This is a genomic window from Halomonas maura (assembly GCF_030409305.1).
Lineage (GTDB): Bacteria > Pseudomonadota > Gammaproteobacteria > Pseudomonadales > Halomonadaceae > Halomonas > Halomonas maura.
Genome location: NZ_JAUFPQ010000023.1, coordinates 80,294 through 106,901, shown reverse-complemented (window position 1 = coordinate 106,901; position 26,608 = coordinate 80,294). Strand labels below are relative to the sequence as shown.

The 26,608-nt window shown below is 68.3% G+C and carries 21 protein-coding genes and 5 tRNA genes; 11 read left to right on the top strand and 15 right to left on the bottom strand.

The features are described 5' to 3' along the window. The first annotated feature begins 76 nt into the window (after window positions 1-76). Window positions 77-739, top strand: a complete 663-nt coding sequence (locus QWY76_RS15300) for a LuxR C-terminal-related transcriptional regulator (RefSeq protein WP_126485493.1) — start codon at window positions 77-79, stop codon at window positions 737-739. A 133-nt stretch (window positions 740-872) separates the two neighbouring features. Here the strand turns inward: QWY76_RS15300 and QWY76_RS15295 are convergent, their stop codons facing one another. The 4 genes from QWY76_RS15295 to QWY76_RS15280 all read right to left on the bottom strand — a co-directional run bounded on the left by QWY76_RS15295 (window position 873) and on the right by QWY76_RS15280 (window position 7,534). Next, complete coding sequence (locus tag QWY76_RS15295; protein ID WP_290312158.1) at window positions 873-4,823, bottom strand: hybrid sensor histidine kinase/response regulator; 3,951 nt, start codon at window positions 4,821-4,823, stop codon at window positions 873-875. A gap of 68 nt (window positions 4,824-4,891) precedes the next feature. Beyond that, the gene (locus QWY76_RS15290) at window positions 4,892-5,407 is read right to left on the bottom strand and encodes a hypothetical protein (protein ID WP_290312157.1); all 516 of its coding nucleotides are present in this window, start codon (window positions 5,405-5,407) and stop codon (window positions 4,892-4,894) included. 93 nt (window positions 5,408-5,500) lie between these two features. Then, complete coding sequence (locus tag QWY76_RS15285) at window positions 5,501-7,267, bottom strand: sodium:solute symporter family protein (protein ID WP_290312156.1); 1,767 nt, start codon at window positions 7,265-7,267, stop codon at window positions 5,501-5,503. A gap of 6 nt (window positions 7,268-7,273) precedes the next feature. Beyond that, window positions 7,274-7,534: a DUF4212 domain-containing protein gene (locus QWY76_RS15280; RefSeq protein WP_290312155.1), complete on the bottom strand. Its 261-nt coding sequence runs from the start codon at window positions 7,532-7,534 to the stop codon at window positions 7,274-7,276. 670 nt (window positions 7,535-8,204) lie between these two features. On the opposite strand from QWY76_RS15280, the gene QWY76_RS15275 reads away from it, so the two are divergent. The 3 genes from QWY76_RS15275 to ttcA all read left to right on the top strand — a co-directional run bounded on the left by QWY76_RS15275 (window position 8,205) and on the right by ttcA (window position 11,695). Further along, a complete protein-coding gene (locus tag QWY76_RS15275) occupies window positions 8,205-10,028 on the top strand; it encodes a DUF294 nucleotidyltransferase-like domain-containing protein (protein WP_290312154.1) in 1,824 nt (607 codons plus the stop codon). Window positions 10,029-10,063: 35 nt separating this feature from the next. After that, window positions 10,064-10,690 (top strand): 3'-5' exonuclease, encoded by a 627-nt coding sequence (locus QWY76_RS15270; RefSeq protein ID WP_290312153.1) that lies wholly within the window; start codon window positions 10,064-10,066, stop codon window positions 10,688-10,690. A 90-nt stretch (window positions 10,691-10,780) separates the two neighbouring features. Then, window positions 10,781-11,695 carry a tRNA 2-thiocytidine(32) synthetase TtcA gene (ttcA, locus tag QWY76_RS15265; RefSeq protein ID WP_435388997.1) on the top strand — a complete coding sequence of 305 codons (915 nt, stop codon included), beginning with the start codon at window positions 10,781-10,783 and terminating at the stop codon, window positions 11,693-11,695. Window positions 11,696-11,811: 116 nt separating this feature from the next. On the opposite strand, the gene fnr is transcribed toward ttcA, so the two are convergent. The 11 genes from fnr to ccoN all read right to left on the bottom strand — a co-directional run bounded on the left by fnr (window position 11,812) and on the right by ccoN (window position 22,770). Further along, window positions 11,812-12,555, bottom strand: a complete 744-nt coding sequence (fnr, locus tag QWY76_RS15260; RefSeq protein WP_290312151.1) for a fumarate/nitrate reduction transcriptional regulator Fnr — start codon at window positions 12,553-12,555, stop codon at window positions 11,812-11,814. A 92-nt stretch (window positions 12,556-12,647) separates the two neighbouring features. Continuing rightward, window positions 12,648-13,994: a coproporphyrinogen-III oxidase family protein gene (locus QWY76_RS15255; protein ID WP_290312150.1), complete on the bottom strand. Its 1,347-nt coding sequence runs from the start codon at window positions 13,992-13,994 to the stop codon at window positions 12,648-12,650. A gap of 78 nt (window positions 13,995-14,072) precedes the next feature. Then, the gene (locus tag QWY76_RS15250) at window positions 14,073-14,795 is read right to left on the bottom strand and encodes a sulfite exporter TauE/SafE family protein (RefSeq protein WP_290312149.1); all 723 of its coding nucleotides are present in this window, start codon (window positions 14,793-14,795) and stop codon (window positions 14,073-14,075) included. After that, window positions 14,795-15,034, bottom strand: coding sequence for a cbb3-type cytochrome oxidase assembly protein CcoS (ccoS, locus tag QWY76_RS15245; protein WP_290312148.1), 240 nt, complete (start codon window positions 15,032-15,034; stop codon window positions 14,795-14,797). Before ccoS ends, QWY76_RS15250 begins: the two co-directional genes overlap by 1 nt. Continuing rightward, window positions 15,031-17,490 carry a heavy metal translocating P-type ATPase gene (locus QWY76_RS15240; RefSeq protein WP_290312147.1) on the bottom strand — a complete coding sequence of 820 codons (2,460 nt, stop codon included), beginning with the start codon at window positions 17,488-17,490 and terminating at the stop codon, window positions 15,031-15,033. The genes ccoS and QWY76_RS15240 overlap by 4 nt, the downstream gene beginning before the upstream one ends. A 9-nt stretch (window positions 17,491-17,499) precedes the next feature. Continuing rightward, window positions 17,500-18,009 (bottom strand): FixH family protein, encoded by a 510-nt coding sequence (locus tag QWY76_RS15235; RefSeq protein WP_290312146.1) that lies wholly within the window; start codon window positions 18,007-18,009, stop codon window positions 17,500-17,502. Continuing rightward, window positions 18,006-19,442, bottom strand: coding sequence for a cytochrome c oxidase accessory protein CcoG (gene ccoG, locus QWY76_RS15230; protein ID WP_290312145.1), 1,437 nt, complete (start codon window positions 19,440-19,442; stop codon window positions 18,006-18,008). Before ccoG ends, QWY76_RS15235 begins: the two co-directional genes overlap by 4 nt. Window positions 19,443-19,573: 131 nt before the next feature. Continuing rightward, window positions 19,574-20,503: a cytochrome-c oxidase, cbb3-type subunit III gene (gene ccoP, locus QWY76_RS15225; protein WP_290312144.1), complete on the bottom strand. Its 930-nt coding sequence runs from the start codon at window positions 20,501-20,503 to the stop codon at window positions 19,574-19,576. Beyond that, entirely contained in the window at window positions 20,500-20,712 is a 213-nt protein-coding gene (locus QWY76_RS15220; protein WP_290312143.1) for a cbb3-type cytochrome oxidase subunit 3, read from the bottom strand. Before QWY76_RS15220 ends, ccoP begins: the two co-directional genes overlap by 4 nt. A gap of 2 nt (window positions 20,713-20,714) precedes the next feature. After that, window positions 20,715-21,323 (bottom strand): cytochrome-c oxidase, cbb3-type subunit II, encoded by a 609-nt coding sequence (ccoO, locus tag QWY76_RS15215; RefSeq protein ID WP_290312142.1) that lies wholly within the window; start codon window positions 21,321-21,323, stop codon window positions 20,715-20,717. 22 nt (window positions 21,324-21,345) lie between these two features. After that, entirely contained in the window at window positions 21,346-22,770 is a 1,425-nt protein-coding gene (ccoN, locus tag QWY76_RS15210) for a cytochrome-c oxidase, cbb3-type subunit I (RefSeq protein WP_290312141.1), read from the bottom strand. A gap of 164 nt (window positions 22,771-22,934) precedes the next feature. On the opposite strand from ccoN, the gene QWY76_RS15205 reads away from it, so the two are divergent. The 7 genes from QWY76_RS15205 to QWY76_RS15175 all read left to right on the top strand — a co-directional run bounded on the left by QWY76_RS15205 (window position 22,935) and on the right by QWY76_RS15175 (window position 26,449). Next, the gene (locus tag QWY76_RS15205; protein ID WP_353960412.1) at window positions 22,935-23,657 is read left to right on the top strand and encodes an alpha/beta family hydrolase; all 723 of its coding nucleotides are present in this window, start codon (window positions 22,935-22,937) and stop codon (window positions 23,655-23,657) included. A 133-nt stretch (window positions 23,658-23,790) separates the two neighbouring features. Next, window positions 23,791-23,866, top strand: a tRNA-Val gene (locus QWY76_RS15200). Between the two features lie 39 nt (window positions 23,867-23,905). After that, window positions 23,906-23,982, top strand: a tRNA-Asp gene (locus tag QWY76_RS15195). A gap of 25 nt (window positions 23,983-24,007) precedes the next feature. Further along, a tRNA-Asp gene (locus tag QWY76_RS15190) sits at window positions 24,008-24,084 on the top strand. Window positions 24,085-24,116: 32 nt separating this feature from the next. Continuing rightward, window positions 24,117-24,193, top strand: a tRNA-Val gene (locus QWY76_RS15185). Window positions 24,194-24,196: 3 nt separating this feature from the next. After that, window positions 24,197-24,273, top strand: a tRNA-Asp gene (locus QWY76_RS15180). 232 nt (window positions 24,274-24,505) lie between these two features. Then, a complete protein-coding gene (locus QWY76_RS15175) occupies window positions 24,506-26,449 on the top strand; it encodes an NADPH-dependent 2,4-dienoyl-CoA reductase (RefSeq protein WP_290312520.1) in 1,944 nt (647 codons plus the stop codon). Window positions 26,450-26,608: the final 159 nt, after the last annotated feature.

The window sequence follows — 26,608 nt, the reverse complement described above, 5'->3', positions numbered from 1 at the left end:
CATGCCGGGAAAGACAAAAGCGTCCCGCAGGCGGCGGCCGGCCCGTCCCGCTGCTCCCGGAACCGGAGGAGAATGCATGGCCTTTGCCCAGAAATTCATCGTTGCCGATGACCATCCGCTGTTCCGCGCAGCCTTGACCCAGGCGCTGCGCCAGCTGGCACCCCAGGCCGAGATCGTCGAGTCCGACACCATGGAGGCCACCACCGAGGTGGTCACCCGCCATCCGGACGCCGATCTGATCCTGCTCGACCTGCACATGCCGGGCGCCCATGGCTTCTCCGGGCTGATCCAGTTGCGCGGCCAGACGCCCGACATCCCGGTGGCGGTGGTCTCCGGCAGCGACGAGCTGCACGTGGTGCGCCGGGCCATCGACTACGGGGCCTCCGGATTCATCCCCAAGTCGTCCTCGCTGGCACTGATCGCCGAGGCGGTGGGCGAGATCCTCGATGGCGAGGTGTGGCTGCCGGCGGAGATGGCCGATGCCCTGGGCGAGGGCGACGAGGAGGAGACCCGCTTCGCCGAGGCCATCGCCTCGCTGACCCCCCAGCAGTTCCGGGTGCTCAACATGCTCACCGAAGGGCTGCTCAACAAGCAGATCGCCTATGAGCTCAACGTCTCCGAGGCCACCATCAAGGCCCACGTCACCGCCATCCTGCGCAAGCTCGGCGTGCACTCCCGCACCCAGGCGGTGATCGCCGCCCAGAAGCTCGAGGTGGAGCCGCCGAAGGTCGAGTCCTGACCTTCGGTCACGAGTTTGGCGAGCGGCGCTTCGCGCCTGGAAGCTTGCAGCCGGTAGCACAACCGCCCCCATGGCCTTGCCGTGGGGGCGGTTGCGTTTCGGCTGCTATCCAGCTGCCAGCTCGCGTGCAGCGCTAGCCCTCTTGCCGGGTGGCCGCCCGGCTGGCCTGCAGGGTACGGGTCAGCAGCGCGCGCAGGGCGGCGGGGCGTACCGGCTTGAGCAGCAGCTGGTAGCCGGCGCGGCGGATCTCCTCGGCGACTTCCTCGGTGCGGTCGGCGGTGATCACGATGCCGGGAACGGCGCCATAGAGCCGCTCGCTCAGGGCCTCCATGGCCATCAGGCCGGTGACCTCGTTGTCCAGGTGGTAGTCGGCGAGGATGGCGTCCGGGTCGTCGTCGAGATGACGCAGCACCGACTTGGCGCCGCCGATGGAGGTGGCCGTGAAGACCTCGCAGCCCCAGCCGGAGAGCATGGCCTTCATGCCCTCGAGGATCAGCGACTCGTTGTCGATGCACAGGATGCGCTTGCCGGCCAGCTTGTTGCCGGCGCGCCGCGGGGTGGTCTCCTCGGCGTCCTCCTGGCGGCGGGCGGCCACCACCGGCACGCTGACCGCGAAGACGGTGCCCACGCCCTCCCAGGACCGCACGGTGATCGGGTGGTCGAGCACCCGGCTCATGCGGTCGGCGATCGATAGCCCCAGGCCCAGGCCCTTCTCGCTCTCCTTGTGTCGCGAGGCCTGGTCGAGTCGGCGGAACTCCTGGAAGATCTCGGCCTGCTTGGTCTCGGGGATGCCGGGGCCGGAGTCCCAGACCTCGATGGACAGCCGCTCGCCATGGCGCCGGCAGCCCAGCAGCACCCGCCCCTCCTGGGTGTAGCGGATGGCGTTCGACAGGAAGTTCTGCACGATGCGCCGGAGCATCTGGGCATCGCTGTCGACCCAGCAGCGGGTCGCCACCACCACCAGGTCCAGGCCACGGTCCTCGGCCATCACCTCGAACTCGGCGCGCAGCGGCCGGAAGATGTCGGCCAGGGCGAAGTGGCTGCGCCGCGGGGTCAGCGCCCCGGCGTCGAGCTTGGAGATGTCCAGCAGGGTGCCGAGCAGTTCCTCGGCGGCCTGCAGGGAGTTGTCGATATGGCCGATGGTGCGCTTCATGTCGACGGCGTCCATCTCCTGGGACAGCGCCGAGGTGAACAGCCGGGCGGCGTTGAGCGGCTGCAGCAGGTCGTGGCTGGCGGCGGCCAGGAAGCGGGTCTTGGAGGCGTTGGCGTCCTCGGCGACCTGCTTGGCCTGGCGCAGCGCCTGCTCGGCCTCGGCGCGTACGCGGTTCTCCTGGCGCAGGGCGGCGTTGGCCTCGGAGAGCGCCTGGGTGCGCTCGCGGACGCGTTCCTCGAGGGTCTCGTTGGTCTCCTTGAGGGCGATCTCCGCGCGGCGCCGCTCGGTGATGTCCTGGTAGAGGGCGAAGAAGCCCAGGATCGCCCCGCTGTCGCCGAAGTGCGGCGTGTAGGTCACCAGCATGTAGCGCAGGCCCTCGGGCAGGGTCAGCGAGACCTCGAAGTGGACCCGCTCGCCGGCCAGGGCGCGCTCGATCCACGGCTCGCGTTCCAGGGCCAGCTCTTCGGGAATCACCTCCTGCAACGGCTTGCCGATCACCGCGTTGCGATCGATGCCGAAGGCCTGCTCGTAGGCGCGGTTGGTGAAGAGGTAGCGGCACTCCTTGTCGAAGTAGGCGATCAGCGCCGGCACGTTGTCGGTGTAGATGCGGATGTTGTTCTCGGAGCGGATCAGCGCTTCCTCGATGCGCTTCTGCTGGGTGATGTCCTGGTAGGTGTAGACGAAGCCGCCGCCGGGCATGGGGTTGCCCTGGACCTCCAGCACGCTGCCGTCCTGGCGGTAGCGGACGTAGCGATGGGGCTGGCCCTCGCGGATGTTGTCGAGCAGCAGCTGGACATGCTCCTCCGGGTCGCCGGGGCCGTATTCCCCATTATGGGCGTTGTAGCGAAAGATGCGGTCGACCGGGGCGCCGACCCGGATCAGGTGGTCCGGAAAGCGGAACAGCTCCAGGTAACGCTGGTTCCACACCACCAGGCGCAGGTTCTGGTCCACCACGCTGATGCCCTGGTTGATGTTCTCGATGGTGGCCTGGAGCAGGGCGCGGTTGAACTCCAGGACCTGGGAGGCCTCGTCGACGATGGAGATCACGTCGGAGATGCCGATGCCGCGGCCCTGCAGCGCCGAGTTGACGACGATCCGCGCCGAGGAAGCGCCCAGCACCGAGGCCAGGAAGCGCTCGGTGAACTGGATCACGTCGATGGACGCCCGGGTGTTGTCATCCAGCGGCTTGCCGGTGCGGCGGGCATAATCATCGAAGGCGCGGCTGACCTGGCCGGCCCCCAGGAAGCGCTCGCACAGCACCTTGAGGTCGCCGACGGTGGTGGCCCCGGTCCAGGGCCGGTTCACCGAGGTCTGGCGCGTCTCGACGCTGTCGACGAACAGCGAGGCCTGGATGCGTTCCACCACGCGCTGGGGCGTCATCTGGGAGACGAAGATGTAGGCCACCAGGTTCACGCCCAGCGACAGCATCACCCCGTGGGTGAAGCTGTCGCCGACGTTGAGGCCGAACAGCGAGGTGGGCGACAGCCAGCCGATGTCCAGCGGGCCACCCGTGAGCCAGCTGGCCGGCAACACCCCGGCGCCGATCATCGCCGGCATCAGCAGGCTGTAGGCCCAGATGGCGAAGCCGGCGTTCATGCCGACGATGACCCCCAGGCGGTTGCCGCGCTTCCAGTAGAGGCCGCCGATCAACGCCGGGGCGAACTGCGCCGCGGCGGCGAAGGACAGCATGCCGGTCGCGGCCAGGGAGTTGAATTCGCCGATCAGCTGATAGAAGCCATAGGCCATGGCCAGGATCGCCGCGATGGTGATGCGCCGGGCGCGCAGCACCAGCCGGCCGTAGTCCCGGGCCTTGGTGTCGAACCAGCGCAGTCGGAACAGCGCCGGGATGACGATCTCGTTGGAGATCATGATCGATACCGCCACGGCGGCGACGATGACCATGCCGGTGGAGGCCGAGAAGCCGCCAATGAAGGTCAGCAGGGCCAGCCACTCGCTGCCGGCCGCCATGGGCAGCGCCAGCACATAGCTGTCGGGCTCGACGCTGCCGTCGGCGAACAGGGTCAGGCCGGCGGCGGCCAGCGGCAGCACGAAGAAGGCGAAGGCTACCAGGTAGAGCGGAAACAGCCAGCGGGCCTTGGCGGCATCGTCGCGATGGGTGTTCTCCACCACCGCCACATGAAACTGGCGGGGCAGGCAGAGGATGGCCAGCATGGCGAGCAGCGTCTGGGCCCAGAAGCTCTGGCCGAAGTCCTGCTGGGCGAGCTGGCGTTGCAGCTGCAGCTGGATGTCGGCGAAGGCCAGCAGATCGCCGAGGCCGTCGAACATGCCCCAGGTGACATAGGCACCGAGGATCAGGAAGGCCAGCAGCTTGACCAGCGACTCGAAGGCCACCGCATGGATCAGTCCCTCATGGTGCTCGGTGGCGTCGGTATGGCGGGTGCCGAACAGGATCGCGAACAGCGCCATCACCGCGGCGACATAGAAGGCGGTATCGCCGAACAGGGGCGTGCGGGTAATGTCGCTGGCCTCGGTGAGTACGCTGAAGGAAGTGGATACCGCCTTCAGCTGCAAGGCGATGTAGGGCAGGGTGCCGATCAGCGCGACCAGGCTGGCGAAGGCCGCCAGCGATTGCGTCTTGCCGTAGCGCGAGGCGATGAAGTCGGCGATCGAGGTGACGTTCTGGTGCTTGGCGACGCGGATCATCTTGGCCAGCACCGGCCAGAACAGCAGCAGGGTCAGGATGGGGCCGACGAAGATACTGGCGAAGGACCAGCCCGAGGTGGCGGCCTGGCCCACCGCACCGTGGAAGGTCCAGGAAGTGCAGTAGATGGCCAGCGCCAGGCTGTAGATCACCGGCCGGCGCCGCGTGGCGCCGCGCTCGCGGGCCTGACGGTCTCCCCGCCAGGCGATGGCGAACAGCACCGCGACGTAGAGCAGCGAAACGACGATCAGCAGCCAGCCTGCGAACATGGGGTATCTCCCTCCGGTTCCCGCCCATTCTAGGGCAAGGCGGGGGGCGACGGCAGGGGCGGCGTGGTTCAGGCGTCGCGACACACCGTCTGGAGCAGCGGGTCACCGGCCGCGAGCCGACGCAGTGCCTCGGTGCGGGGGCGGCGCGGCTCACCGGCCAGCGGCAGCAGCTCCCGGGCGCTGCAGTTCAACACGTAGGCCTGGTGCTGTACCCGGTCGGCATTGGCCATCTCGAAGCGATAGAGGATGAACTCGACCAGCGGCTGGTCGTCGGTCCTTGCGCGCACCAGGCTGTCCCGATCCACCACGGTGAAGCCCGAGGTCAGCGGGACCAGATAGGTCCAGGGGCGCCACAAGACCGGCGTCTGCTCGGTGCTCACCACCCGAGTGGAGTCGGGGAGCTGGGCGCGCTGGTGCTCGAACCAGGTGTACTCGTGATTGATCTGGTAGCCCAGCATGCCCAGACCCGCGCAGACCGGGACGATCCAGCGGGGCAGTCGCCCACGGCTGAGCATGCGCAGCAGCAGGCCGATGCCGGCGGCGCCGAGGCCGGCGAAGGCCGCCGCGATCAAGTGCCATATCATAGGACAGCTTCCTGACAGACGTCGGGCTTCCCGAGGGAAGCCCGACGAAGGGTTGGGACCGGCGCCGCGGGGGCGCCGGTTGGGGATTATGGCTCAGTGGTCGACCGCCATGCCAGCACCCTTGGGATAGCGGACGCTCTCCACCAGGTCCTGGATCTCCTGCGGCGGTGCCGCGGTCGCCTTGGAGACCGAGAAGGCCACGGCGAAGTTGATGATCGCGCCCACCGCCCCGATGGACAGCGGCGAGATGCCCAGCACCCAGTTCTCCGGGAGGTCTTCCAGGTTGTTGGTGCCCGGGATGAAGAACCAGCCCTTGTAGACGAAGATGTAGACCAGGGTGAAGGCCAGACCCGTCAGCATGCCGGCGATCGCGCCCTTGTTGTTCACGCGCTTGGAGAAGATCCCCATCATCAGCGCCGGGAACAGCGAGGCCGCGGCGATACCGAAGGCCAGGGCCACCACCTGGGCCGCGAAGCCCGGAGGATTGGCGCCGAGGTAGGTGGCGACGATGATGGCGATGGACATCGAGATCCGTGCCGCCATGAGTTCGCCCTTCTCGCTGATATTGGGGTTGATCGAGCCCTTGATCAGGTCATGACTGATCGCCGAGGAGATGGCCAGCAACAGCCCGGCGGCCGTCGACAGCGCCGCTGCCAGGCCCCCCGCGGCGATCAGGCCGATGACCCAGCCGGGCAGGTTGGCGATCTCCGGGTTGGCCAGTACCAGGATGTCCCGGTTGACCTCCAGCTCGTTGCCTGCCCAGCCACGCTGCTCGGCGGTCGGGGCGAACGCCTCGGTGTCGTTGTAGAGCTGGATGCGGCCGTCGTCGTTCCTGTCCTCGTACTGGATCAGCCCGGTGACCTCCCACTCGCGCACCCAGTTCGGACGCTCGTCATACTGGATGGGCTCGGCCGTCGGGCCGTCGGGGTAGATGGTGGTCATCAGGTTCAGGCGGGCCATGGAGGCCACGGCCGGCGCGGTCAGGTACAGCAGGGCGATGAAGACCAGGGCCCAGCCGGCGGACCAGCGCGCATCGGCGACCTTCGGCACGGTGAAGAAGCGGATGATGACGTGGGGCAGGCCCGCGGTACCGATCATCAGCGACAGGGTGAACAGCACCATGTTCAGCTTGTTGTCGACGTCCGCCGTGTACTCGTTGAAGCCGAGCTCGGTGATGACCTCGTTGAGCTTGGCCAGCAGCGGCATGCCCGAGGCGTCATGCTCGGAGAACAGCCCCAGCGGCGGCAGCGGGTTGCCGGTCAGCTCCAGCGAGATGAACACCGCCGGGATGGTGTAGGCGGTGATCAGCACGCAGTACTGGGCGACCTGGGTATAGGTGATGCCCTTCATGCCCCCCAGTACCGAGTAGAAGAACACCACGATGGCGGCGATGATCAGGCCCATGGTGGCGTCGACTTCCAGGAAGCGCGAGAAGGCCACGCCGGCGCCGGCCATCTGGCCGATGACGTAGGTCACCGAGGCGACGATCAGGCAGATCACGGCGACCAGGCGAGCGTTCTTGCTGTAGAAACGATCGCCGATGAACTCCGGCACCGTGAACTTGCCGAACTTGCGCAGGTAGGGGGCCAGCAGGGTGGCCAGCAGGACGTAGCCGCCGGTCCAGCCCATGAGGAAGGTGGAGTTGGCATAGCCGCCGGCGGCGATCAGCCCCGCCATGGAGATGAAGGACGCCGCCGACATCCAGTCGGCGCCGATGGCCATGCCGTTGGTGATGGGATGCACGCCGCCGCCGGCGACGTAGAAGTCTTTCGTCGAACCGGCCTTCGCCCAGATGGCGATGCCGATATAGAGGGCGAAGGAGGCGCCCACGAAGAGGACGTTGATGGCGAATTGGCTCATGCTGGATTACTCCCCAAGCCCGAACTTTTTATCCAGCCGGTTCATCTTCCAGGCGTAGAAGAAGATGATGCCGATGAAGGTCAGGATCGATCCCTGCTGCGCGAACCAGAAGCCCAGGTCGGTGCCGCCGACGGGAATGCTCGCGAGCAGCGGGCGCAGCAGGATGGCGCAGCCGTAGGACACCAGCGCCCAGACGACCAGGCAGCCGGCAATGAGGCGGAGGTTGGCCGCCCAGTAGGCTTCGGCATTGGATTTCTCATCTGCCATGGTGTTGCTCTCCACTTGTTGTTGGGGGTGGGAAGTTGTCCCGAGCGTTCACATGACTCAGCCGGGCAATCGCGCGTGGACAGCCGTCAGCCAGCGGTGATCCGGGCCGGGATGCCGGAAGATGCTGCGGGCCTTGAGCAGGTTGGCAATGAGGGCATGGTTTCCTCCCTTACCTTGTGACAGGACCTGGGTCGCTCACGCTTTGGTTGAGGTGGGTTGTCGACGTGCGATTGCCCTGCACGACTCACCGGTAATGCTGGTCAATAAAGCGAAAAAATAAATCCCAGACTTTGGTATCATGAGGAAAAAACGATTTAAAACGGTTTTGTCAATTCCTTTTAAATCATTGCCTTGTTGTCGTTGGCAAGGTTTTTCTTTCCCGGTGGGCGTCGCCGTATAGGACGATTGTCTAGGAGACTATCGAATTGGACTTTAGTCGAAACGTCCTTTGAATAGTACCAAGGTATAACGCACGGCAAGGATCCGATGGCAGCACCTGTGGGCGTATAGAACCATGGTCTAGATACTTGCCTCGACCTCGACTTTGCTACCCTGATTCCAGTGTTCCTGCCACGCTGTCTCCTGTCGTGAGACGGCTCCCCTTCGGCGCCCCTGGCCCGCGGTGGGGGCACGGCAGACGACGCCCGTTTCCCGACACGAGGACCTTGCCATGGTCGATGTCGATCTCTCCCAGCCGCCGTTCACCCTTCTCGACGAGGCGGGGCGTGAGCGGGTCCGTGGTGGTGTCGACCTCGCCTACTTCGATCGCGACGAGATCATCCTCGAGACCGGCCAGCCCGGCGAATACGTCTTCCTGATCCACAAGGGCGAGGTCGCGGAACTCGATACCACCCGGCCCGGCGCCCGGGAACGCATCGGCCACTACACCGCCGGCGACCTCTTCGGCGCGATCAGCATCCTCAACGGCAAGAGCCGCTATCGCTTCCAGGCCGAGCAGGAGAGCCTCTGCTACCTGCTACCCAAGGCGCTGTTCCTCGACCTCTGCGACGACCACCCGGCATTCGCCGAGTTCTTCCGCCAGACCCTGGCCCACAAGACCCGCCTGTTGACCGAGCAGCGCGCCGCCGGCGGGGTGACCATGGCCGGCTTCATGCTCGCCAGGGTCGACGAGTGCATGCGCGCACCGCTCTGCGTGGGCCCCCGGGCAACCATCGCCGAGGCGGTGACCACCCTGCACGACAGCCATGCCGACAGCCTGCTGGTCGAGGGCGACCGGGGCCCGGGGATGATCACCAAGACCGACCTGCTCAACGCCCTGGTGCTCGAGGGGCTGCCCCAGGACAGCCCGGTGCAGTCGGTGGCGCACTTCGCGCTGGTCACGGTGACGCCGGACCAGTACCTCTTCCAGGTGCTGGTGCTGATGACTCGCCACCAGGTGGAGCGGGTGGTGGTCACCGAGGGCCAGGCCGCGGTGGGCGTGGTGGAGCTGACCGATGTGCTCAGCTACTTCTCCAGCCGCAGCTACGTGGTCAGCCTGCAGGTCGAGCAGGCCGACAGCCTGGCGGCGCTGACCGCCGCCAGCCGGCGCACCCCGGAGCTGGTCCGCGCGCTGATGGCCCAGGGCGTCAAGCTGCGCTTCGCCATGGGCCTGCTGGCGGCGCTCAACGGCCGGATCATCAACAAGGCCTGGGGCTTTCTGATCGAGGCGCGTTACCACCGCGACAGCTGCCTGATGGTGATGGGCAGCGAGGGACGCGGCGAGCAGATCCTCAAGACCGATCAGGACAACGGCCTGATCCTCGACGATGCCCTGGACTGGCCCGACTGTGCCGAACAGATGCAGCGACTCACCGAGACCCTCATCGAGCTGGGCTATCCGCCCTGTCCGGGCAACATCATGGTCTCCAATCCCGACTGGGTAGGCACCGAGAGCCAGTGGCAGCGGCGCATCGCCCGGTGGGTGGAGCAACGCGACGGGGACAGCCTGATGAAGCTGGCCATCGTGCTCGACGCCCATGCGGTGGCCGGCAATCCGTCGCTGCTGGAGCGCCTGCGCGAGACGCTGTTCCGGCTGTGTGCCGGCGACCAGCTGCTGTTGTCCTACTTCGCACGGCCGGCGCTGCACTTCTCCACGCCCTTGACCCTGTTCGGCTCGCTGAAGAAGCCCCAGCACGGCATCGACATCAAGAAGGGCGGAATCTTCCCCATCGTGCACGGGGTCCGGGTCATGGCCCTCGAGCGGCGCATCGCCGTGACGTCCACCCTGGACAGGCTGGATGCCCTGGTAGCTGACGGGCGCCTGGAGGCGCGCGTCGCCGAGGACCTGGGGGAGGCGCTGTCGCTGTTCACCGAGCTGCGCCTCAAGCAGCAGCTGGCGCGGCTCGACGGGGAGGGGACGCAGGGCGCTGAGCCCGACCGGGTGGTGGTGCAGGAACTGTCCTCCCTGGAGCGCGACCTGCTCCGCGAGGCGCTGCACATCGTCAAGGACTTCAAGCAGCGCCTGTCGCACCACTTCCACCTCGAGTACGCGTGAGGCCCGATGGGCAGCAACGACACAGGAGTGCATTCATGCTCAGGACATGGCGACGGGTGACCGACCGCCGGCGACACGCCCATGGCCGCTACGGCTGGCTCTTCCAGCCCTATACCGGCGACGAGCTGGTGGCCCTCGGCTGCCAGACCACCGGCGCCAACGCCCGGACCGCCGAGCTGGTGGCCATCGCCGCGGTGCGCCTGCGGGGCGAGCGGGTACTCACCAGCGAGTCGCTGGATCTCCGCCTGCAGCGCCCGGCGAGCCTCGATGGCGGTTCCATCTGCCTGCATGGCCTGCGGGGGATCGACCTGGACGATGGCCAGGGCATCGACGAGGCGCTGGCGCAGCTGCTGGAGTTCGTCGGCAACCGGCCCCTGGTGGGCTGGCGGCTGGATTTCGAGCTGGTCCTGCTCAACCGCTATCTGCGCCCCCGCTTCGGCTTCGACCTGCCCAACGCCGGCATCGACGTGGCGCAGGTGTACCAGCGCCGCCAGCGGTACCACCACCCCCAGCTCGATACCCCGCCGCGCTTCGGGCAGGTCGCCGAGCGTCTCGGTGTGCCGCTGATGGGGCGCCACAGTGCCCTGGGGGTGGCGGTGACCACCGCCCTGATGCATCTGCAGCTGTCCCGGGAGGGCCAGCCGTCGCGGCAGCTGCCCTGAGCGCCCCGCCCGGCTTGGCTTCGCCAGCGCCGGGGAGGATGGTAGGATAGGCGCCCGTCCACCCGCAGATGCCCTGGCAGCGCCGTGACCATGCAAGATGCCGTGATGTACGACCCCCGTCCCGTCGAGGATCCCCCCGCCGCCGTGCCGCAGGCCGACGGCGCCGACAGCCGTGCCGCCAAGGCCAAGCGCGAGTTCAACAAGCTGCAGAAGCGGCTGCGGCGCCAGGTGGGCAACGCCATCATCGACTATGACATGATCCGCGAGGGGGACAAGGTGATGGTCTGCCTGTCCGGTGGCAAGGACAGCTACACCATGCTGGAGATCCTGCGCAACCTGCAGCGCAATGCGCCGGTCGACTTCTCCCTGGTGGCGGTGAACCTGGACCAGAAGCAGCCGGGCTTTCCCGAGCATGTGCTGCCGGCGTACCTGGACGGTCTCGGGGTCGACTACCACATCCTCGAGCGCGACACCTATTCGGTGGTCAAGGAGAAGACCCCGGAGGGCAAGACGACCTGCGCGCTGTGCTCGCGGCTGCGCCGCGGCTCCCTGTACGGCTATGCCGAGGAGATCGGCGCCACCAAGATCGCCCTGGGCCACCATCGCGAGGACATCCTCGAGACGCTGTTCCTCAACCTGTTCTTCGGCGGCAGCCTCAAGTCGATGCCGCCCAAGCTGCTCTCCGACGACGGCAAGAACATCGTCATCCGCCCGCTGGCCTACTGCCGCGAGGCGGATATCGCCGAGTTCTCGCGGCGCATGGACTTCCCGATCATCCCCTGCAATCTGTGCGGCTCGCAGCCCAACCTGCAGCGCCAGGTGGTCAAGGAGATGCTGGCCGAGTGGGAGGCCAAGCACCCCGGGCGACTCGAGAGCATGTTCAAGGCCGTGACCAACGTGGCGCCGTCGCAGCTGGCCGACCGTGAACTGTTCGACTTCGCCGGCCTCGAGGACAAGCAGGCGCGGATGCGGGCCGATCGCATCGACCTGCATAACGAGTCATAAGCTGGAACAACGCCCGCTACGCGGGCTTAGGCGGAAGCTGGAAGAACGACCACCCCCAGGCAGTTGCCGTGGGGGTGGTTCGTTTTACGCGGCCTTCCAGCTCACGCGATAGCCTACTAGCGGCAGCCTTCTTCCTCGGCCACCTGGATCAGCGCATCCAGGTCGAGGATATTGACCTCGCGACCGGAGACGGCCACCAGGTCCTGCTGCTGGAAGCGGCCGAGGATACGGCTGACGGTCTCCACGGCCAGGCCCAGGTAGTTGCCGATGTCCGCCCGGGACATGGAGAGCCGGAAGCTGTAGGGCGAGTAGCCGCGCCGGCGGAAACGGTCGGAGAGGCTGGTGAAGAAGGTCGCCAGGCGCTGGTCGGCGGTCTTGCGCGACAGCAGGCGCATCATCCGGCGGTCGTCGCGCATCTCCTTGCTCATGCTGCGGTAGAGCTGGGCGCGCAGCTCCGGCAGCCGCTCGGAGAGCGCATCGAGCCGGTCGAAGGGGATCTCGCAGACGGTGGTGGTCTCGAGCGCCACCACGGAGCCGGGGTAGCTCTCCTCGTCGATGCCGTCGAGGCCCACCAGCTCGCTGGGCAGGTAGAAATTGGTCAACTGGTCATCACCGCTGCCCTCGGTGGTGACCTGCTTGAGACTCCCGGAGCGCACGGCGTAGACGCTGGTGAAGGGACTGCCCTGGCGAAACAGCGACTCCCCCTTCTTCAGGGGGGCGCGGCGGCGAATGATCGCATCGAACTGGTCCATGTCCTCGAGCTCGAGGGCCAGTGGCAGACACAGCGAACTCAGGCTGCAGGTCTGACAGCGGGTCTCTTGCAAGAGGGAGCGTCGCCTGCCGGCTGCGACATCAGGCATGCTGTCCTCCTTGATGTTGGCTCTGCCCGACATTATGGGGGATGAAGGCCGGTGAGGCATAGCCTCCCTTCGGAGGTACTCCCCGCCCCGGCTCATGGGCCCGCGACGCCGAAGGCCCGGGTCAGCTCCCGGGCCCAGCGCGTCCCGGCGTCGACGAGGTCGAGGCGTGGCCCCCGGCGGGTGACGAGCCCGGCAGCCTGCAGACGCTCCAGGGCCGTGGCCAACTCCGCCGCGGCGTCGAGGGCGAAGGCCTGGCCCAGGGCCTCGAGGTCCAGCGTCCGCCGGGTCATCAAGGTCTCGATGGCGCGTGCCCGCAGGCGGTCATCCATCGACAGCCAGCGCCCGCCGGCGGTCGGCAGGTCGCCCCCATCCAGTGCGGCCTCGAACTCCGCCAGGCGCACGGCATTGCGCGCCATGGCCCCCTCCAGGTGGGAGACCGCCCCGACGCCCAGGCCCAGGACGTCATGCCCGACCCGGCGTCGCCACTGCGTCCCGGCATCCTTCAGGCCACCGCCCCGCCGGGCATAGCGGTCCCAGCCGAGGTGGACATAGCCGGCGTCGACCAGGCGGGCGTGGGCCGCGCGACGCATGGCTCGTTGCGCCTCGCTTCCCGGTAGATCCCCCTCGGGGATATGGTGCTGCGGCGGGAAGCGGTCCGGCCGGTGGACATAGGAGAAGAGCGAGAGCCGGGCGGGCGCCATGGCGAGGACCTGCTCGAGCGTGGCGGCGAAGCCCTCGGTGGACTGTCGGGGCAGGCCGATGGTCAGCTCCAGGTCCAGCGAGCGGAAGCCCAGGCGAGCCGCCTCGTCGAGCAGCCGCTCGGTGAGCCCCCGGGACTGCGGACGGTTGATGGCCTGCAGCACCCGTGGATCCAGGTCGAGCACGTTCAGGGTGAGCCGGTTGAAGCCCAGCGCCTCGAGATGGCGCAGGGTGAAGACATCGGCATCCCGGGGATCGATCTCGATGCCGAAGTCCCGATCGCGCCCCCGGGCCAGGCGGAAGCGTGCGTCGAGACGGTCGATCAGGTCGCTCATCTGGTTCAGCGTCAGGAAGGTCGGCGACCCGCCCCCCCAGTGCAGGGCCTGCACCTCCCGGCCGGCGTCGAGGTGGCGGCCGAGCAGCACCATCTCGCGGTCCAGCCGCGACAGATAGGCGTCCGCGCGTCGGCGATCGCTGGTGACCACCGGCTGGCGCGCGCAGTGGAAGCAGCCATGCTGGCAGAAGGGCAGGCGCAGCGCCAGCGACAGCGGCCGCCCCCGGAGATTGCTGTGCTCCAGGGCCCGGCGGTAGTCCGCCGCCGTGAAGGCCGGCGAGCACGCCTCGGCACCCGGGTAGCCGGGGGGAACGGGGCTCGAGACCGCATCCCCCGCCCCCCCGTCCGGCCCCGGAACGCGCGGGTCGGCGTGGGCAGGAGGGTCGGCAGGCGCGCTGGCGGTCATTGGGGCACTCCGGGAGGGTGATGTCCTCATGCTAGCGGCGCCCGGGCCGGGCCGCGTTGAGCTGGATCAAGCGCGGTGTCAATGATCGCCGGGGTGTGCCGCGCCATGCTCCATGCCGCCGGGTAACAGCACCCACAGCTGCCAGAGGGCGAAGGCGATGATCGCCAGCGCCGCCAGGGTGCGGGTGGCGGGGTGACGGATCAGGGCGCCGAGCTGGCGGGCGGCGAGTCCGGTGGCCAGCAGGGCCGGCAGGGTGCCGAGGCCGAAGGCCCCCATGATGGCCGCCCCGCGCAGCGGCTCGGCGATGGCCAGGCTCCAGGCCAGCATCGAGTAGACCAGCCCGCAGGGCAGCCAGCCCCAGACCGCGCCCAGGGCCACCGCCTGGGGCACCCTCACCACCGGCATCAGGCGCCGCCCGAACGGCTCCAGGTGGCGCCACAGGCGTCGGCCGAGGGCCTCGACGCGCAGCAGTCCCTTCCACCAGTCGGCGATGTAGAGCGCCATCAGCATCAGCATCACCGCGGCGAGGACCTGCAGCGCCAGGCGGGCGCCGGGCGCCACGCCGATCAGGGTGCCGAGGCCGGCGACCAGGGCGCCGGCGGCCATGTAGCTGGCGATGCGTCCCAGGTTGTAGCCCAGCAGCAGGCCAGCGAGGCGCGCGGGATGGCGCATGCTGGGAGGCACGGCGAAGGTCAGGGCGCTCATGATGCCGCCGCACATGCCGATGCAGTGGGCGCCGCCGAGCAGGCCGAAGACGAAGGCCGCGGCCAGGGGCGGCAGGTCGAGTCCGGTGGGGTCCATCAGTCGCGGTGTGACTCCCCGTCGCGGCTGGCGGGCCGCGAGGCCTCGCCGCCGGTGGCGTCCCGCCGTCGCTCGCGCTCCGCCGGGGTCAGGTCGTTGTCGTCCTCGTCGAAGAGGATGCGGTGGGCGGGCCCCTCCAGATCGTCGAACTGGTCATGCTTGACCGCCCAGAAGAAGGCCCACACGGCCAGGCCGAGCAGGATCAGCGACAGCGGGATCAACAGGTAGAGGATACTCATGCGTTCACCGGGCTCGGGGCGGGGGCGGGCGTGACCCGGGCCAGGCGCAGGGCATTGCCCACCACCACCAGGGAACTCGCCGACATGCCCAGGGCGGCGAGCCAGGGGGGCACCAGGCCCATGGCGGCCAGCGGCAGGGCGGCGAGGTTGTAGACCAGCGCCCAGCCCAGGTTCTGGCGGATGATGCGGCGCGTGGCGCGGCTGATCTCGACGGCCTCGACGATACGCATCAAGCGCGGACCCAACAAGACGGCATCCGCCCGGGTGCGCGCCAGGTCGGTGGCGCCGTTCATGGCGAAGGCGACGTCGGCACCGGCCAGCACCGGCACGTCGTTGACGCCGTCACCGACCATGGCGACCCGCTCGCCCCGCGCCTGCAGGGCCTGCAGATGGGCCAGCTTGGCCTCCGGGTCGGCCGCGGCACGCCAGGTGGCGATGCCCAGGCGCTCGGCCATGGCGGCCGTGGCCGCCTCGCTGTCGCCGGAGAGCAGCTCCACCGCCAGGCCGCGGGCCTCGAGCGCGGCCACGGTCTCGGTGGCGTCCTCGCGGACCCGGTCGCGCAGGGCGAACCAGGCGCGCGGCCGGCCCTCCTCGGCGAGCAGCAGCCACTGGCCGTCTTCGGGCGGCGCCGGGGCCGTGTCGGGGGCGGCGAAGTCGGGCCTGCCGAGCCGCCAGCGGCGGCCGGCGATCCGGCCCTCGAGGCCCTGGCCGGGCCGGCCGAGGACGTCCTCGGCGACCAGGCTGCCGCGCCGATGGGGGCGGAAGGCCCGGGCGATGGGATGCTCGGAGTGGGCCTCCAGCGCCGCGGCCAGGGCCGCCAGGCGGTCGGGGGCGTCGCCTGCCAGGGGGCGGGTGTCCACCAGGGTCATCTCGCCGGCGGTCAGGGTGCCGGTCTTGTCGAACACCACGCGGTCGAGCCCGGAGAGCGCCTCGAGGGCGTCGGCCCGGGTGATCAGCACGCCGCGGCGGTGCAGCCGGCCATGGCCGGCGGTCAGCGCCGTGGGCGTGGCCAGGGCCAGGGCGCAGGGGCAGGTCACCACCAGCACCGAGAGGGTGACCCAGAAGGCGCGGGCGGGGTCGATGAACCACCAGGTCACGGCCACGGCGGCGGCGATCAGCAGCACCTGCACCACGAAGTGGTGGGCCAGGCGAGCGGTCATCCGGGCGAGCCGCGGACGGCTGGCGAAGGCCCGGTCGGTGAGGTCCACCAGGCTCGCCACCCGGGCGTCGCGACCGGCCCGGGTCACGCGGACCGTCAGCGGGCTCTCGACGTTCTGGCTGCCACCGGTGACGGTATCGCCGACCCCGCGGGTCACCGGCAGGGGCTCGCCGGTGAGCATCGATTCGTCGAGGCTGGAGGTGCCGCTCTCGATCACGCCGTCGGCGGGCACGCCGTGGCCGGGCTTGACCAGGATGCGGTCGCCGCGGGCCAGCTCGCTGGCCGGCAGGATGCGCTCCTCGCCGGCCTTGCTGAGGCGGATGGCCGACAGCGGCAGGGCGTCGGCCAGGGCATTGCCGCTGCGCCCGCTGCGCCGTCGGGCCCGGCTCTCGACGTAGCGGCCGAAGAGCAGGAAGAAGGTGAACATGGCCACCGAGTCGAAGTAGACCTCGCCGTGGCCGGCGAGCACCGCCCAGGCACTGGCCAGGTAGGCCGAGCCGACGGCCAGCGACACCGGCACGTCCATGCCCAGGGTGCGGCTGCGCAGGTCGCGGAGCGCGCCCGCGAAGAACGGCTGGGCGGAGAACAGCACCACCGGGGTGGTCAGGGCGAAGGCCAGCCAGTGGAAGAGGGCATCGAAGTCGGCGCTGATCCCGTCCTCGCCCGCCACGTAGAGGGGGATGGAGAACATCAGCACCTGCATCATCCCCACCGCGGCGACGATCAGCCGGCGCACGTTCATGCGCTCCTCGCGCTGCAGCCGGCTGTGGGCGGCGTCGGGCTCGTAGGGCTGGGCCTGATAGCCGATCGCCGCCATCTCGGCGAGGATCCGCGAGAAGGCCAGGCGCGCCGGGTCCCAACTGACCCGCACCCGGTGGTGGGAGAGGTTGACGGCGCTGGCCGTGACCCCCGCCAGGGCATTCAGGCGATGCTCGATCAGCCAGGCGCAGGCCGCACAGGTGATGCCGTCCACCGCCAGGGTGGCGTGGACGCCGTCCCCCCCGGCCTCGGGGTGCACGAAGCGGGCCTGCAGGCCGGGGTCATCGAACACCGCCCAGGTCTCGGCCCGGGCCGCCTGGCGGTCGTCCGGGCGGTCCGGCAACGCGGTGCGGAAGCGATAGTAGCTGGCCAGGCCGCCGTCGACGATGGCATGGGCCACGGCCTCGCAGCCGGGACAGCACAGCGGGTGGGCGGCGTCGTCGAGGGTGATCGTCCAGGGCGCGTCGGCGGGCACCCGGCTGCCGCAGTGGTAGCAGCCGGTGGCCTCGGCCGGGGGCGTCAGGGTCGTCGCGGTCATGGTGGCGGGTCAGATCCCCGGGACCAGGGCGATCTCGTCCTCGCTGGGGAAGTGCGCCTCGCCGGTCAGGCGCCACTCGGCCGCCTCGCCCGGGCTGGGCTGCAGGTGCAGGTACCAGCGGTAGCGCAGGGGCTCGTCGATCATGGTCACGTAGCGGCCGTCGTGGACATGCTCGAGGGTGAGGGTGCGGTCGCGCTGGCTCTCGGTGGGGAAGATCAGCTTGAGCGTCAGTTGCTCGGGGCGTCGCTCGCCCGCCAGGTCGACGACGATGTCGCCGGTGCGCGGGTCGGCCCGCAGCGTCGCCGCCAGGCCGAGCCGCTGGGCATGCTGCTGCTTGGCGATCTGCTCGTTGATCGCCAGCCCCTCCTTGTAATAGTCCTGGGCCACGGTGCCGTCGAAGTAATGAATCGACAGCGCCAGGTAGACCAGGCTGAAGGTCACCGACGAGCCCAGCAGGCCGATCAGGAACCACGGCCAGAACTGCTTGTACCAGGGGGGGATATCGTGTTCCGCACTCATCGGCGGCTCTCTCCTATGAAGCGACTGTCGCGTTCGATGCCGATGTCGGCGTCGGTGGCCTCGAGGCGCAGCAGGATATCGTGGCTCGGCCGGTCGATGGCCTCACGCGGCACCGTGGCCTCGACCACCAGCTGGCGGGACTCGCCGGCGGGCACGCTGACCCGGTCGGTGTCCAGGCGCAGGCCGGGCAGCCCGGAGGCCTCCAGGCGATAGACATGGTCCTGCCGGTCGAGGTTGCGCACGATCAGGGTGTAGACGTTGCTGATCTCCCCCTCCCGGGTCACCCGGAACAGCTGGTTGCGGTCGCGTTCCACATCGAAGCCCACCGCCGTGCGGTCGGCCACGGCCCAGGCGAACAGCCCGATCATCACCAGCAGGGCCGCCAGGTAGCCGAGCAGCCGCGGGCGCAGGATATGCGTCGGCTTGCCCTCCAGGGCGTTCTCCGTCGTATAGCGGATCAGCCCGCGGGGATAGCCCATCTTGTCCATGACGCTGTCGCAGGCGTCGATGCAGGCCGCGCAGGTGATGCACTCGTATTGCAGGCCCTCGCGGATGTCGATGCCGGTGGGGCAGACCTGCACGCAGAGGTCACAATCGATGCAGTCGCCGTGCCCGGCCGCTCGCGCCTGTTCGTGGCTGAGGCGCTTGCTGCGCGGGCCGCGGGGCTCGCCACGGGCGGCGTCGTAGGAGACGATCAGGGTGTCGCGGTCGAACATCACCGACTGGAAGCGGGCATAGGGGCACATGTAGATGCACACCTGCTCGCGCAGCCAGCCGGCGTTGAGGTAGGTGAAGACCGTGAAGAAGCCGACCCAGAAGTAGGACCAGCCGTGGGCCTCCAGGGTGGGGAGTTCCAGCATCAGCGTGCGGATCGGCGTGAAGTAGCCGACGAAGGTCACCCCGGTGGCGGCGGCGATGATCAGCCAGATGGCATGCTTGGCGGCCTTGCGCCGGGCCTTGTCGGCGCTCATGGCCTGCTTGTCGAGCTTGATGCGGCGGTTGCGTGGGCCCTCGACGCGATGCTCGACCCAGATGAACAGGAAGGTCCAGACGCTCTGCGGGCAGGTATAGCCGCACCACACCCGGCCGGCGAACACGGTGATGAAGAACAGGCCGAAGGCGCAGATGATCAAGAGCCAGGACAGCAGCATGAACTCCTGCGGGTAGAAGGTCGCGGCGAAGATATGGAACTCCCGCCCGGGCAGGTCGAACCACACCGCCGGGCGGTCGCCCCACTGCAGCCAGGGGAGCAGGAAGAAGGCCAGCATCAGGGCCCAGTTGGTGCTGCGGCGCAGCCGCTGGAACACGCCCTTGATCTCGCGCACATAGATATGGCGGCGGCTGGCGTACATCTCCTGGGTGACCGTGCCCTGGGGCGCGTGATGCTTCACGGGCTCCGGGGTCACGTCACGGGTGGGGATCTTCTCGCTCATGGCAGGCTCACGGCAGGCAAGGAGGGGCAGGGCTCGGCCCCTGTCCGATATCCGATTGTATCGGCAAGGCCGTTAAACGAGAAAGGGTGCGCCCTCCGGCCACACCCTGTCTCGGCACCCGCGGGACGGGCCTACTCCTGATGGCTCAGGCTGTAGACATAGGCGGCCACCAGATGGACCTTGTCCTCGCCGATATAGGCGGCCTGGGCCGGCATGTGGCCGTTGCGGCCGTTGCGCAGGGTCTGGCGGATGGCCTCGTCCAGGGGCTGGCCGGGCTGGCGATAGAGCCAGGCGTCATCGGTCAGGTTGGGCGCGCCCAGGGCCTGGTTGCCGGTGCCGTCGGGCGAGTGGCAGGCGGCGCAGACCGAGGCGAAGACCGCCGCGCCCTGCTCGGCCCGCTCGGCATCCTCGGCCTGGCCGGACAGCGACAGCACGTGCTGGGTCAGGTTGGCGATGTTCTGCTCGCCGAGCTGCTGCCAGGAGGGCATCAGGCCGTTACGTCCGTTGGTGATGGTCTGGACGATGTTCTCCGGCGCGCCGCCGTACAGCCAGGCGTCGTCGGTGAGGTTGGGGAAGCCGTAGCCACCCTGGGCATTGGAGCCGTGGCAGATCGCGCAGTTGTTGAGGAAGATGCGCTCGGCCACCTGCATCGCCTCGCCGTCCTGGGCCAGCTCCGGGACGGGCACTTGCTGGTACTGCTCGAAGATCGGCGCATAGCGCTCCTCGGCCTGGGCCACCTCCTGCTCCCACTGGCCCTCCTGGGTCCAGCCCAGCACGCCGGCATAGTTGCCGAGGCCGGGGTAGAGCACCAGGTAGCCCAGCGCGAAGATCACGGTGCCCACGTAGAGCTGGAACCACCAGCGCGGCAGCGGGTTGTCGTATTCCTCGATATCGTCGGCCGCATGACCGGTGGTCTCCACGTTGCCTTCGGCATCCGGGGTCTTGTCGGTCTTGCGGTTGGCGAAGAGCACCCAGGCGCTGATGGCGATGGTGCCCAGCGTGATGACGATGATCCAGGCACTCCAGAAGCCGGAAAGGGAGTCACCCCAAAGATTGTTCATGTGTTCCTGTCTCCCTTGTCGTGTCGGGAATCGGCCTCACGGGAGGCATGCGTGTCACGGGTCGGCTGCTCATCCTCGTCGGCGAAGGGCAGGTTGGCCGCTTCGTCGAAGTCCGGCTTGCGACGCTTCGAGTAGGCCCACCAGACCAGCCCCACGAAGGCGATGATCAAAAGGCCGGTGATGATGCCGCGGACGGTCCCGATATCCATGATCAGCGCGTGTCCTTGAGCACGGTGCCGAGCTGCTGCAGATAGGCCACCAGGGCGGTGATCTCACGCTCGCCGCGCACCGCCTGGCCGGCACCGGCGATCTGCTCGTCGGTGTAGGGCACCCCGAGGGTGCGCATGGCGCGCATCTTGTCGGCGATATGCTCGCCGTCGAGGGTGTTCTCGAACAGCCACGGATAGGCCGGCATCACCGATTCCGGCACCACGTCGCGCGGGTTGTACATGTGCGCGCGGTGCCAGTCGTCGCTATAGCGACCCCCCACCCGGGCCAGGTCGGGGCCGGTGCGCTTGGAGCCCCACAGGAAGTTGTGCTCGTAGACCGATTCGCCGGCCACGCTGTAGTGGCCGTAGCGCTCGGTCTCGGCGCGGAAGGGACGGATCATCTGCGAGTGGCAGCCGACGCAGCCTTCCCGGCGATAGATGTCACGGCCGGCCAGCTCCAGGGCGGACAGCGGCTTCAGCCCCTCGACGGGCTCGGTCGTCTGCTTCTGGAAGAACAGCGGTACGACCTCGGCCAGGCCGCCGAAGCTGATCACCACCAGCACCAGTACGGAGAGCAGGCCGACGTTCTTTTCGACAATCTCGTGTCTCATTGGCGTTTCGTTCCCTGTTGGCTCAGGCGGACTGCGGAAGCGGCTGGCGGAGGCCTTCTTGATGACGCACGGTCATGAAGACGTTGAAGGCCATGATCAGCATGCCGGTCACCCAGCACAGGCCCCCGATCATCCGCACGACATAGCCCGGGCCGCTGGCTTCCACGGATTCGACGAAGGTGTACATCAGGGTGCCGTCGGGGTTGACGGCGCGCCACATCAGGCCCTGGAGGATGCCGTTGACCCACATGGCGGCGATGTAGAGCACGGTGCCGATGGTGGCCAGCCAGAAGTGCACGGCGATCAGGCCCACGGAATACATCTCGGTGCGGCCGAACAGGCGCGGGATCAGGTGGTACATGGAGCCGACGGTGATCATCGCCACCCAGCCCAGGGCGCCGGCGTGGACATGGCCGATGGTCCAGTCGGTGTAGTGGGAGAGCGCATTGACCGTCTTGACCGCCATCATCGGCCCCTCGAAGGTCGACATGCCGTAGAAGGACAGGGCCACCACCAGGAAGCGCAGGGTCGGGTCGGTGCGCAGCTTATGCCAGGCGCCGGAGAGGGTCATCATGCCGTTGATCATGCCGCCCCAGCTCGGTGCCAGCAGGATGATCGACATGACCATGCCCAGCGACTGGGCCCAGTTGGGCAGGGCGGTGTAGTGCAGGTGGTGGGGGCCGGCCCACATGTAGACCATGATCAGCGCCCAGAAGTGGACGATGGACAGACGATAGGAATAGACCGGGCGCTCGGCCTGCTTGGGCACGAAGTAGTACATCATCCCCAGGAAGCCGGCGGTCAGGAAGAAGCCCACCGCGTTGTGGCCATACCACCACTGGGTCATGGCATCGATCGCACCGGAGTAGATCGAGATGGAGTACAGGGCGGAGACGGGGATGGCCGCGCTGTTGACGATATGCAGCACCGCCACGGTGAGGATGAAGGCGGCGAAGAACCAGTTGGCCACATAGATGTGTGAGGTCTTGCGCAGCTTGATGGTCATCAGGAAGACGATGGCATAGCTGATCCACACCACGGCCAGCAGGATGTCGATCGGCCATTCGAGCTCGGCGTATTCCTTGACCTCGGTGTAACCCAGCGGCAGCGTCACCACGGCGGCCACGATCACCGCCTGATAGCCCCAGAAGGTGAAGGCGGCGAGCTTGTCCGCGAACAGGCGTGTCTGGCAGGTACGCTGCACCACGTAGTAGGAGGTGGCGAACAGCGCCGAGCCGCCGAAGGCGAAGATCACGGCGTTGGTGTGGAGGGGGCGCAGGCGGCCGAAGCTCGTCCACGGCAGTCCCAGGTTGAGTTCCGGCCATACCAGCTGTGCGGCAATAATGACACCGAGGGACATGCCCACGATGCCCCACACCACTGTCATGATCGCGAACTGCCGAACTACCTTGTAATTGTAGGTCGGGTGTTCAAGTGCTGTGCTCATGTCAGGTTCCCATCGAACGCGGTTTGGGGGTAGCCCGCGGCATTCTGCCCCGAGTCGACCGCCCGCAGGATGATGCAGGTCAATAACCACCCCGGATTCTAGCGCAGGGCCGCGACAAGCTGAACTAGCGAATGGGTGGAATCGTGAACCAAAGGAGCCCTCGAGTGTCCGACTCTTCTTGTCATTCTCTGCCCGCCATCACTCCCGAAAGTCTGGGCAATTCCCTGCAGGATGGCCGCCAGGGGCGCTGGGCCATCGACGGCCTGGGAAGCGTGGACGTCCAGGGCGATGGTCGCGCGGGACGGCTGCTGTTGACCCATGGCGCCGGGGCCGGGCAGGACAGTGCCTTCCTCGTGACCCTGCGTCGGGAACTGGCCGAGGCCGGCGTGCAGACGCTGGCGATCGAATTCGACTACCTGCGTCGCATGCGCGAGGCGGGACGCCGGCGTCCGCCGCCCCGCGCCGATCGGCTGGTCGAGGAACTGGCCCGCTGGTGCGACCGCATGTCGCAGCACTCCCCCTCGCCCCTCTGGCTGGGCGGCAAGTCGATGGGCGGCCGGGTGGCCAGCCTGCTGGCGGCCCGCCAGGGCGCCGCGGGACTGGTGCTCTGCGGCTACCCCTTCCATCCCCCGCGCAAGCCCGAGTCCCTGCGACTCGACCACTGGCCTTCCCTGGCCTGCCCGACGCTGGTGGTGCAGGGCAGTCGCGACCCCTTCGGCACCCGCACGGAGGTGGCCGGCTATGCCCTGCCGGCCTGTGCCGAGGTGCACTGGCTCGAGGACGGCGATCACGACTGGACGCCCCGGCGTGCCTCGGGGCGCGATCAGGCCGGCTTGTTGCGCGAGGGCGCGCAACGCATCGCCGCCTTCATGTCCCGCCACCGCTGAACCGCTGAACCGCTGAGCGGGCCCAAGTGGATGAAAGCCTTGCGGATTCCCCGGCACGGACGAAGGGGTCCCGGGCGAAAAAACGCGTTGACAATGACCGCGGTCCCTGTAGAATGCAGCGCCACGTGACCGGGGGTGGTTAGCTCAGCTGGGAGAGCACCAGCCTTACAAGCTGGGGGTCACAGGTTCGATCCCTGTACCACCCACCATTGCCCAGGCAATGCCCGATCATGTTGCAGAAACGCTGCGGACCGGTAGTTCAGTTGGTTAGAATGCCGGCCTGTCACGCCGGAGGTCGCGGGTTCGAGTCCCGTCCGGTCCGCCAACGTTTTTGCGCCGCATCATCTTGCGGACCGGTAGTTCAGTTGGTTAGAATGCCGGCCTGTCACGCCGGAGGTCGCGGGTTCGAGTCCCGTCCGGTCCGCCACGATGACGCACACAATCTATGCAGTAACGCGTGGGCGATTAGCTCAGTTGGTTAGAGCACCAGCCTCACATGCTGGGGGTCACTGGTTCGAGTCCAGTATCGCCCACCACGCGGACCGGTAGTTCAGTTGGTTAGAATGCCGGCCTGTCACGCCGGAGGTCGCGGGTTCGAGTCCCGTCCGGTCCGCCATCTGCAAACGAATTCGAAAGCCTCGAGTCTCACGATTCGGGGCTTTTTCGCGTTGGCCCCTCATCGGCTATCCTCGACGAGTGGGTACTTGCCCTTTGCGCATGTCGGCTAGCTGTCATACAGTTGTTTGAATTCTTGTCGCCCGACAGCGAGGACTCGGATCGTGAACGCCTTCCCCAACCTGTTTCGCCCCCTCGAGCTGGGGCGCCTGACCCTGCCCAATCGCGTGTTGATGGGGTCGATGCACACCAACCTCGAGGAGGCGCCGGAGGGCTTCGCGCGCCTCGCCGCCTTCTACGCCGAGCGTGCCCGGCAAGGGGTCGGGCTGATCGTCACGGGAGGGATCGCGCCCAATCCGGAGGGGGCGGTCTTCGAGGGGGCGACGACCCTGGCGCGCGCCGAGCAGGTGGGCGACCACCGGCGGATCACCGGCGCCGTGCACGAGGCGGGCGGCCGGATCTGCCTGCAGATCCTGCATGCCGGCCGCTACGCCTACTCCCCGGCGCTGGTCGCCCCCTCGCCGATCCGTGCGCCGATCAACCCCCGCGAGCCCCGCGAGCTCGGCGCCGTGGAGGTCGAGGGGCAGATCGATGACTATGTGCGCTGCGCCTCCCTGGCCCGGGAGGCCGGCTACGACGGCGTCGAGGTGATGGGCTCCGAGGGCTACCTGATCAACCAGTTCGTCTGTCGACGGACCAATCATCGCCAGGACGCCTGGGGCGGCGCCTTCGACAACCGCATCCGCTTCCCGGTGGAGATCGTGCGGCGCATCCGCGAGGCGCTGGGCCCGGACTTCCTGATCATCTTCCGCCTGTCGATGATCGACCTGGTGGAAGAGGGCAGCACCTTCGAGGAGGTGGTGGCGCTGGGGCGCGCCATCGAGGCCGCCGGCGCGGATGCCATCAACACCGGTATCGGCTGGCACGAGGCGCGGGTCCCGACCATCGTCACCAGCGTGCCGCGGGCGGCCTTCAGCGAGGTGACCCGGCGCATGAAGGCCGAGCTCAAGCTGCCGCTGATCACCACCAACCGCATCAACATGCCCGAGGTGGCGGAGCGGGTGCTCGCCGAGGGACATGCCGACATGGTGTCCATGGCGCGCCCCTTCCTCGCCGATCCGGCCTGGATCACCAAGGCCCGGGAGGGTCGCGAGGCCGAGATCAATACCTGCATCGCCTGCAACCAGGCCTGCCTGGATCACACCTTCCAGGGCAAGCTGGCCTCCTGCCTGGTCAATCCACGGGCCTGCCACGAGACCGAGCTGAGCATCGCGCCGGCCGCCGAGCCGCGGGCCATTGCCGTGGTCGGGGGCGGGCCGGCGGGGCTCGCCGCCGCGGTCACGGCCGCCGGGCGGGGGCATGCCGTCACCCTGTTCGAGCGCCAGTCGATGCTCGGCGGACAGTTCAACTATGCTCGGCGGATCCCCGGCAAGGAGGAGTTCGACGAGACCCTGCGCTACTACCGGGTGATGCTCGACAAGCACGCGGTGAGCGTGCGCCTGGGGGTGGAGCCCAGCCTTCATGATCTCCAGGCCTTCGACGAGGTGATCCTGGCCACCGGGGTGCGGCCCCGGCGGCTCGATCTGCCGGGCATCGATCACCCCAAGGTGCTCTCCTATCCGATGGCCATCATGCATCCCGAGCGGGTCGGCGCCCGCGTGGCCATCATCGGCGCCGGCGGCATCGGCTTCGACGTGGCGGAGCTGCTGACCCATGCGGGCCACCCGGCCCTCGACACCGAGGCCTGGTGCGACGAGTGGGGCGTGGACCTCAGCGTGAGCTCGCCGGGCGGGCTGCGCGAGCCGCAGCGTCCGCCGATGTCGCGCCGGGTCACCCTGCTGCAGCGCAAGACCTCCAAGCCTGGCAAGGGGCTCGGCACCTCCACCGGCTGGGTGCATCGTGCCTCGCTGCGTCATCGCGGCGTGGAGGCCCTGGCGGGCTGCGAGTATGTGGGCATCGACGACCAGGGGGTGCATATCCGCCTCGACGGCGTGCCGCGCCTGCTCAAGGTCGACACGGTGGTGGTCTGTGCCGGCCAGGAATCGGTCCGCGACTGGCTGGCACCGCTGCGTGAGGCCGGCGTGTCGGTGCACCTCATCGGCGGCGCCCTGGAGCCCGCGGAACTGGATGCCAAGCGGGCGATCGACCAGGGCACCCGGCTGGCGGCCGCCCTGTAGGCGCGGCGTCTCGCCGAGGCGTGAAAATCTATACAGGTTTCAACGAAACGCTTCCCGCCTTCGGGGTTCATAGAATGTAGTAGCGCCATGCGTTGAAGCCGGTGTGCCCCTTGTCCGCGAATGCTGGCTACGCTGAAGCTACCGATCCCCGGCAAGCGT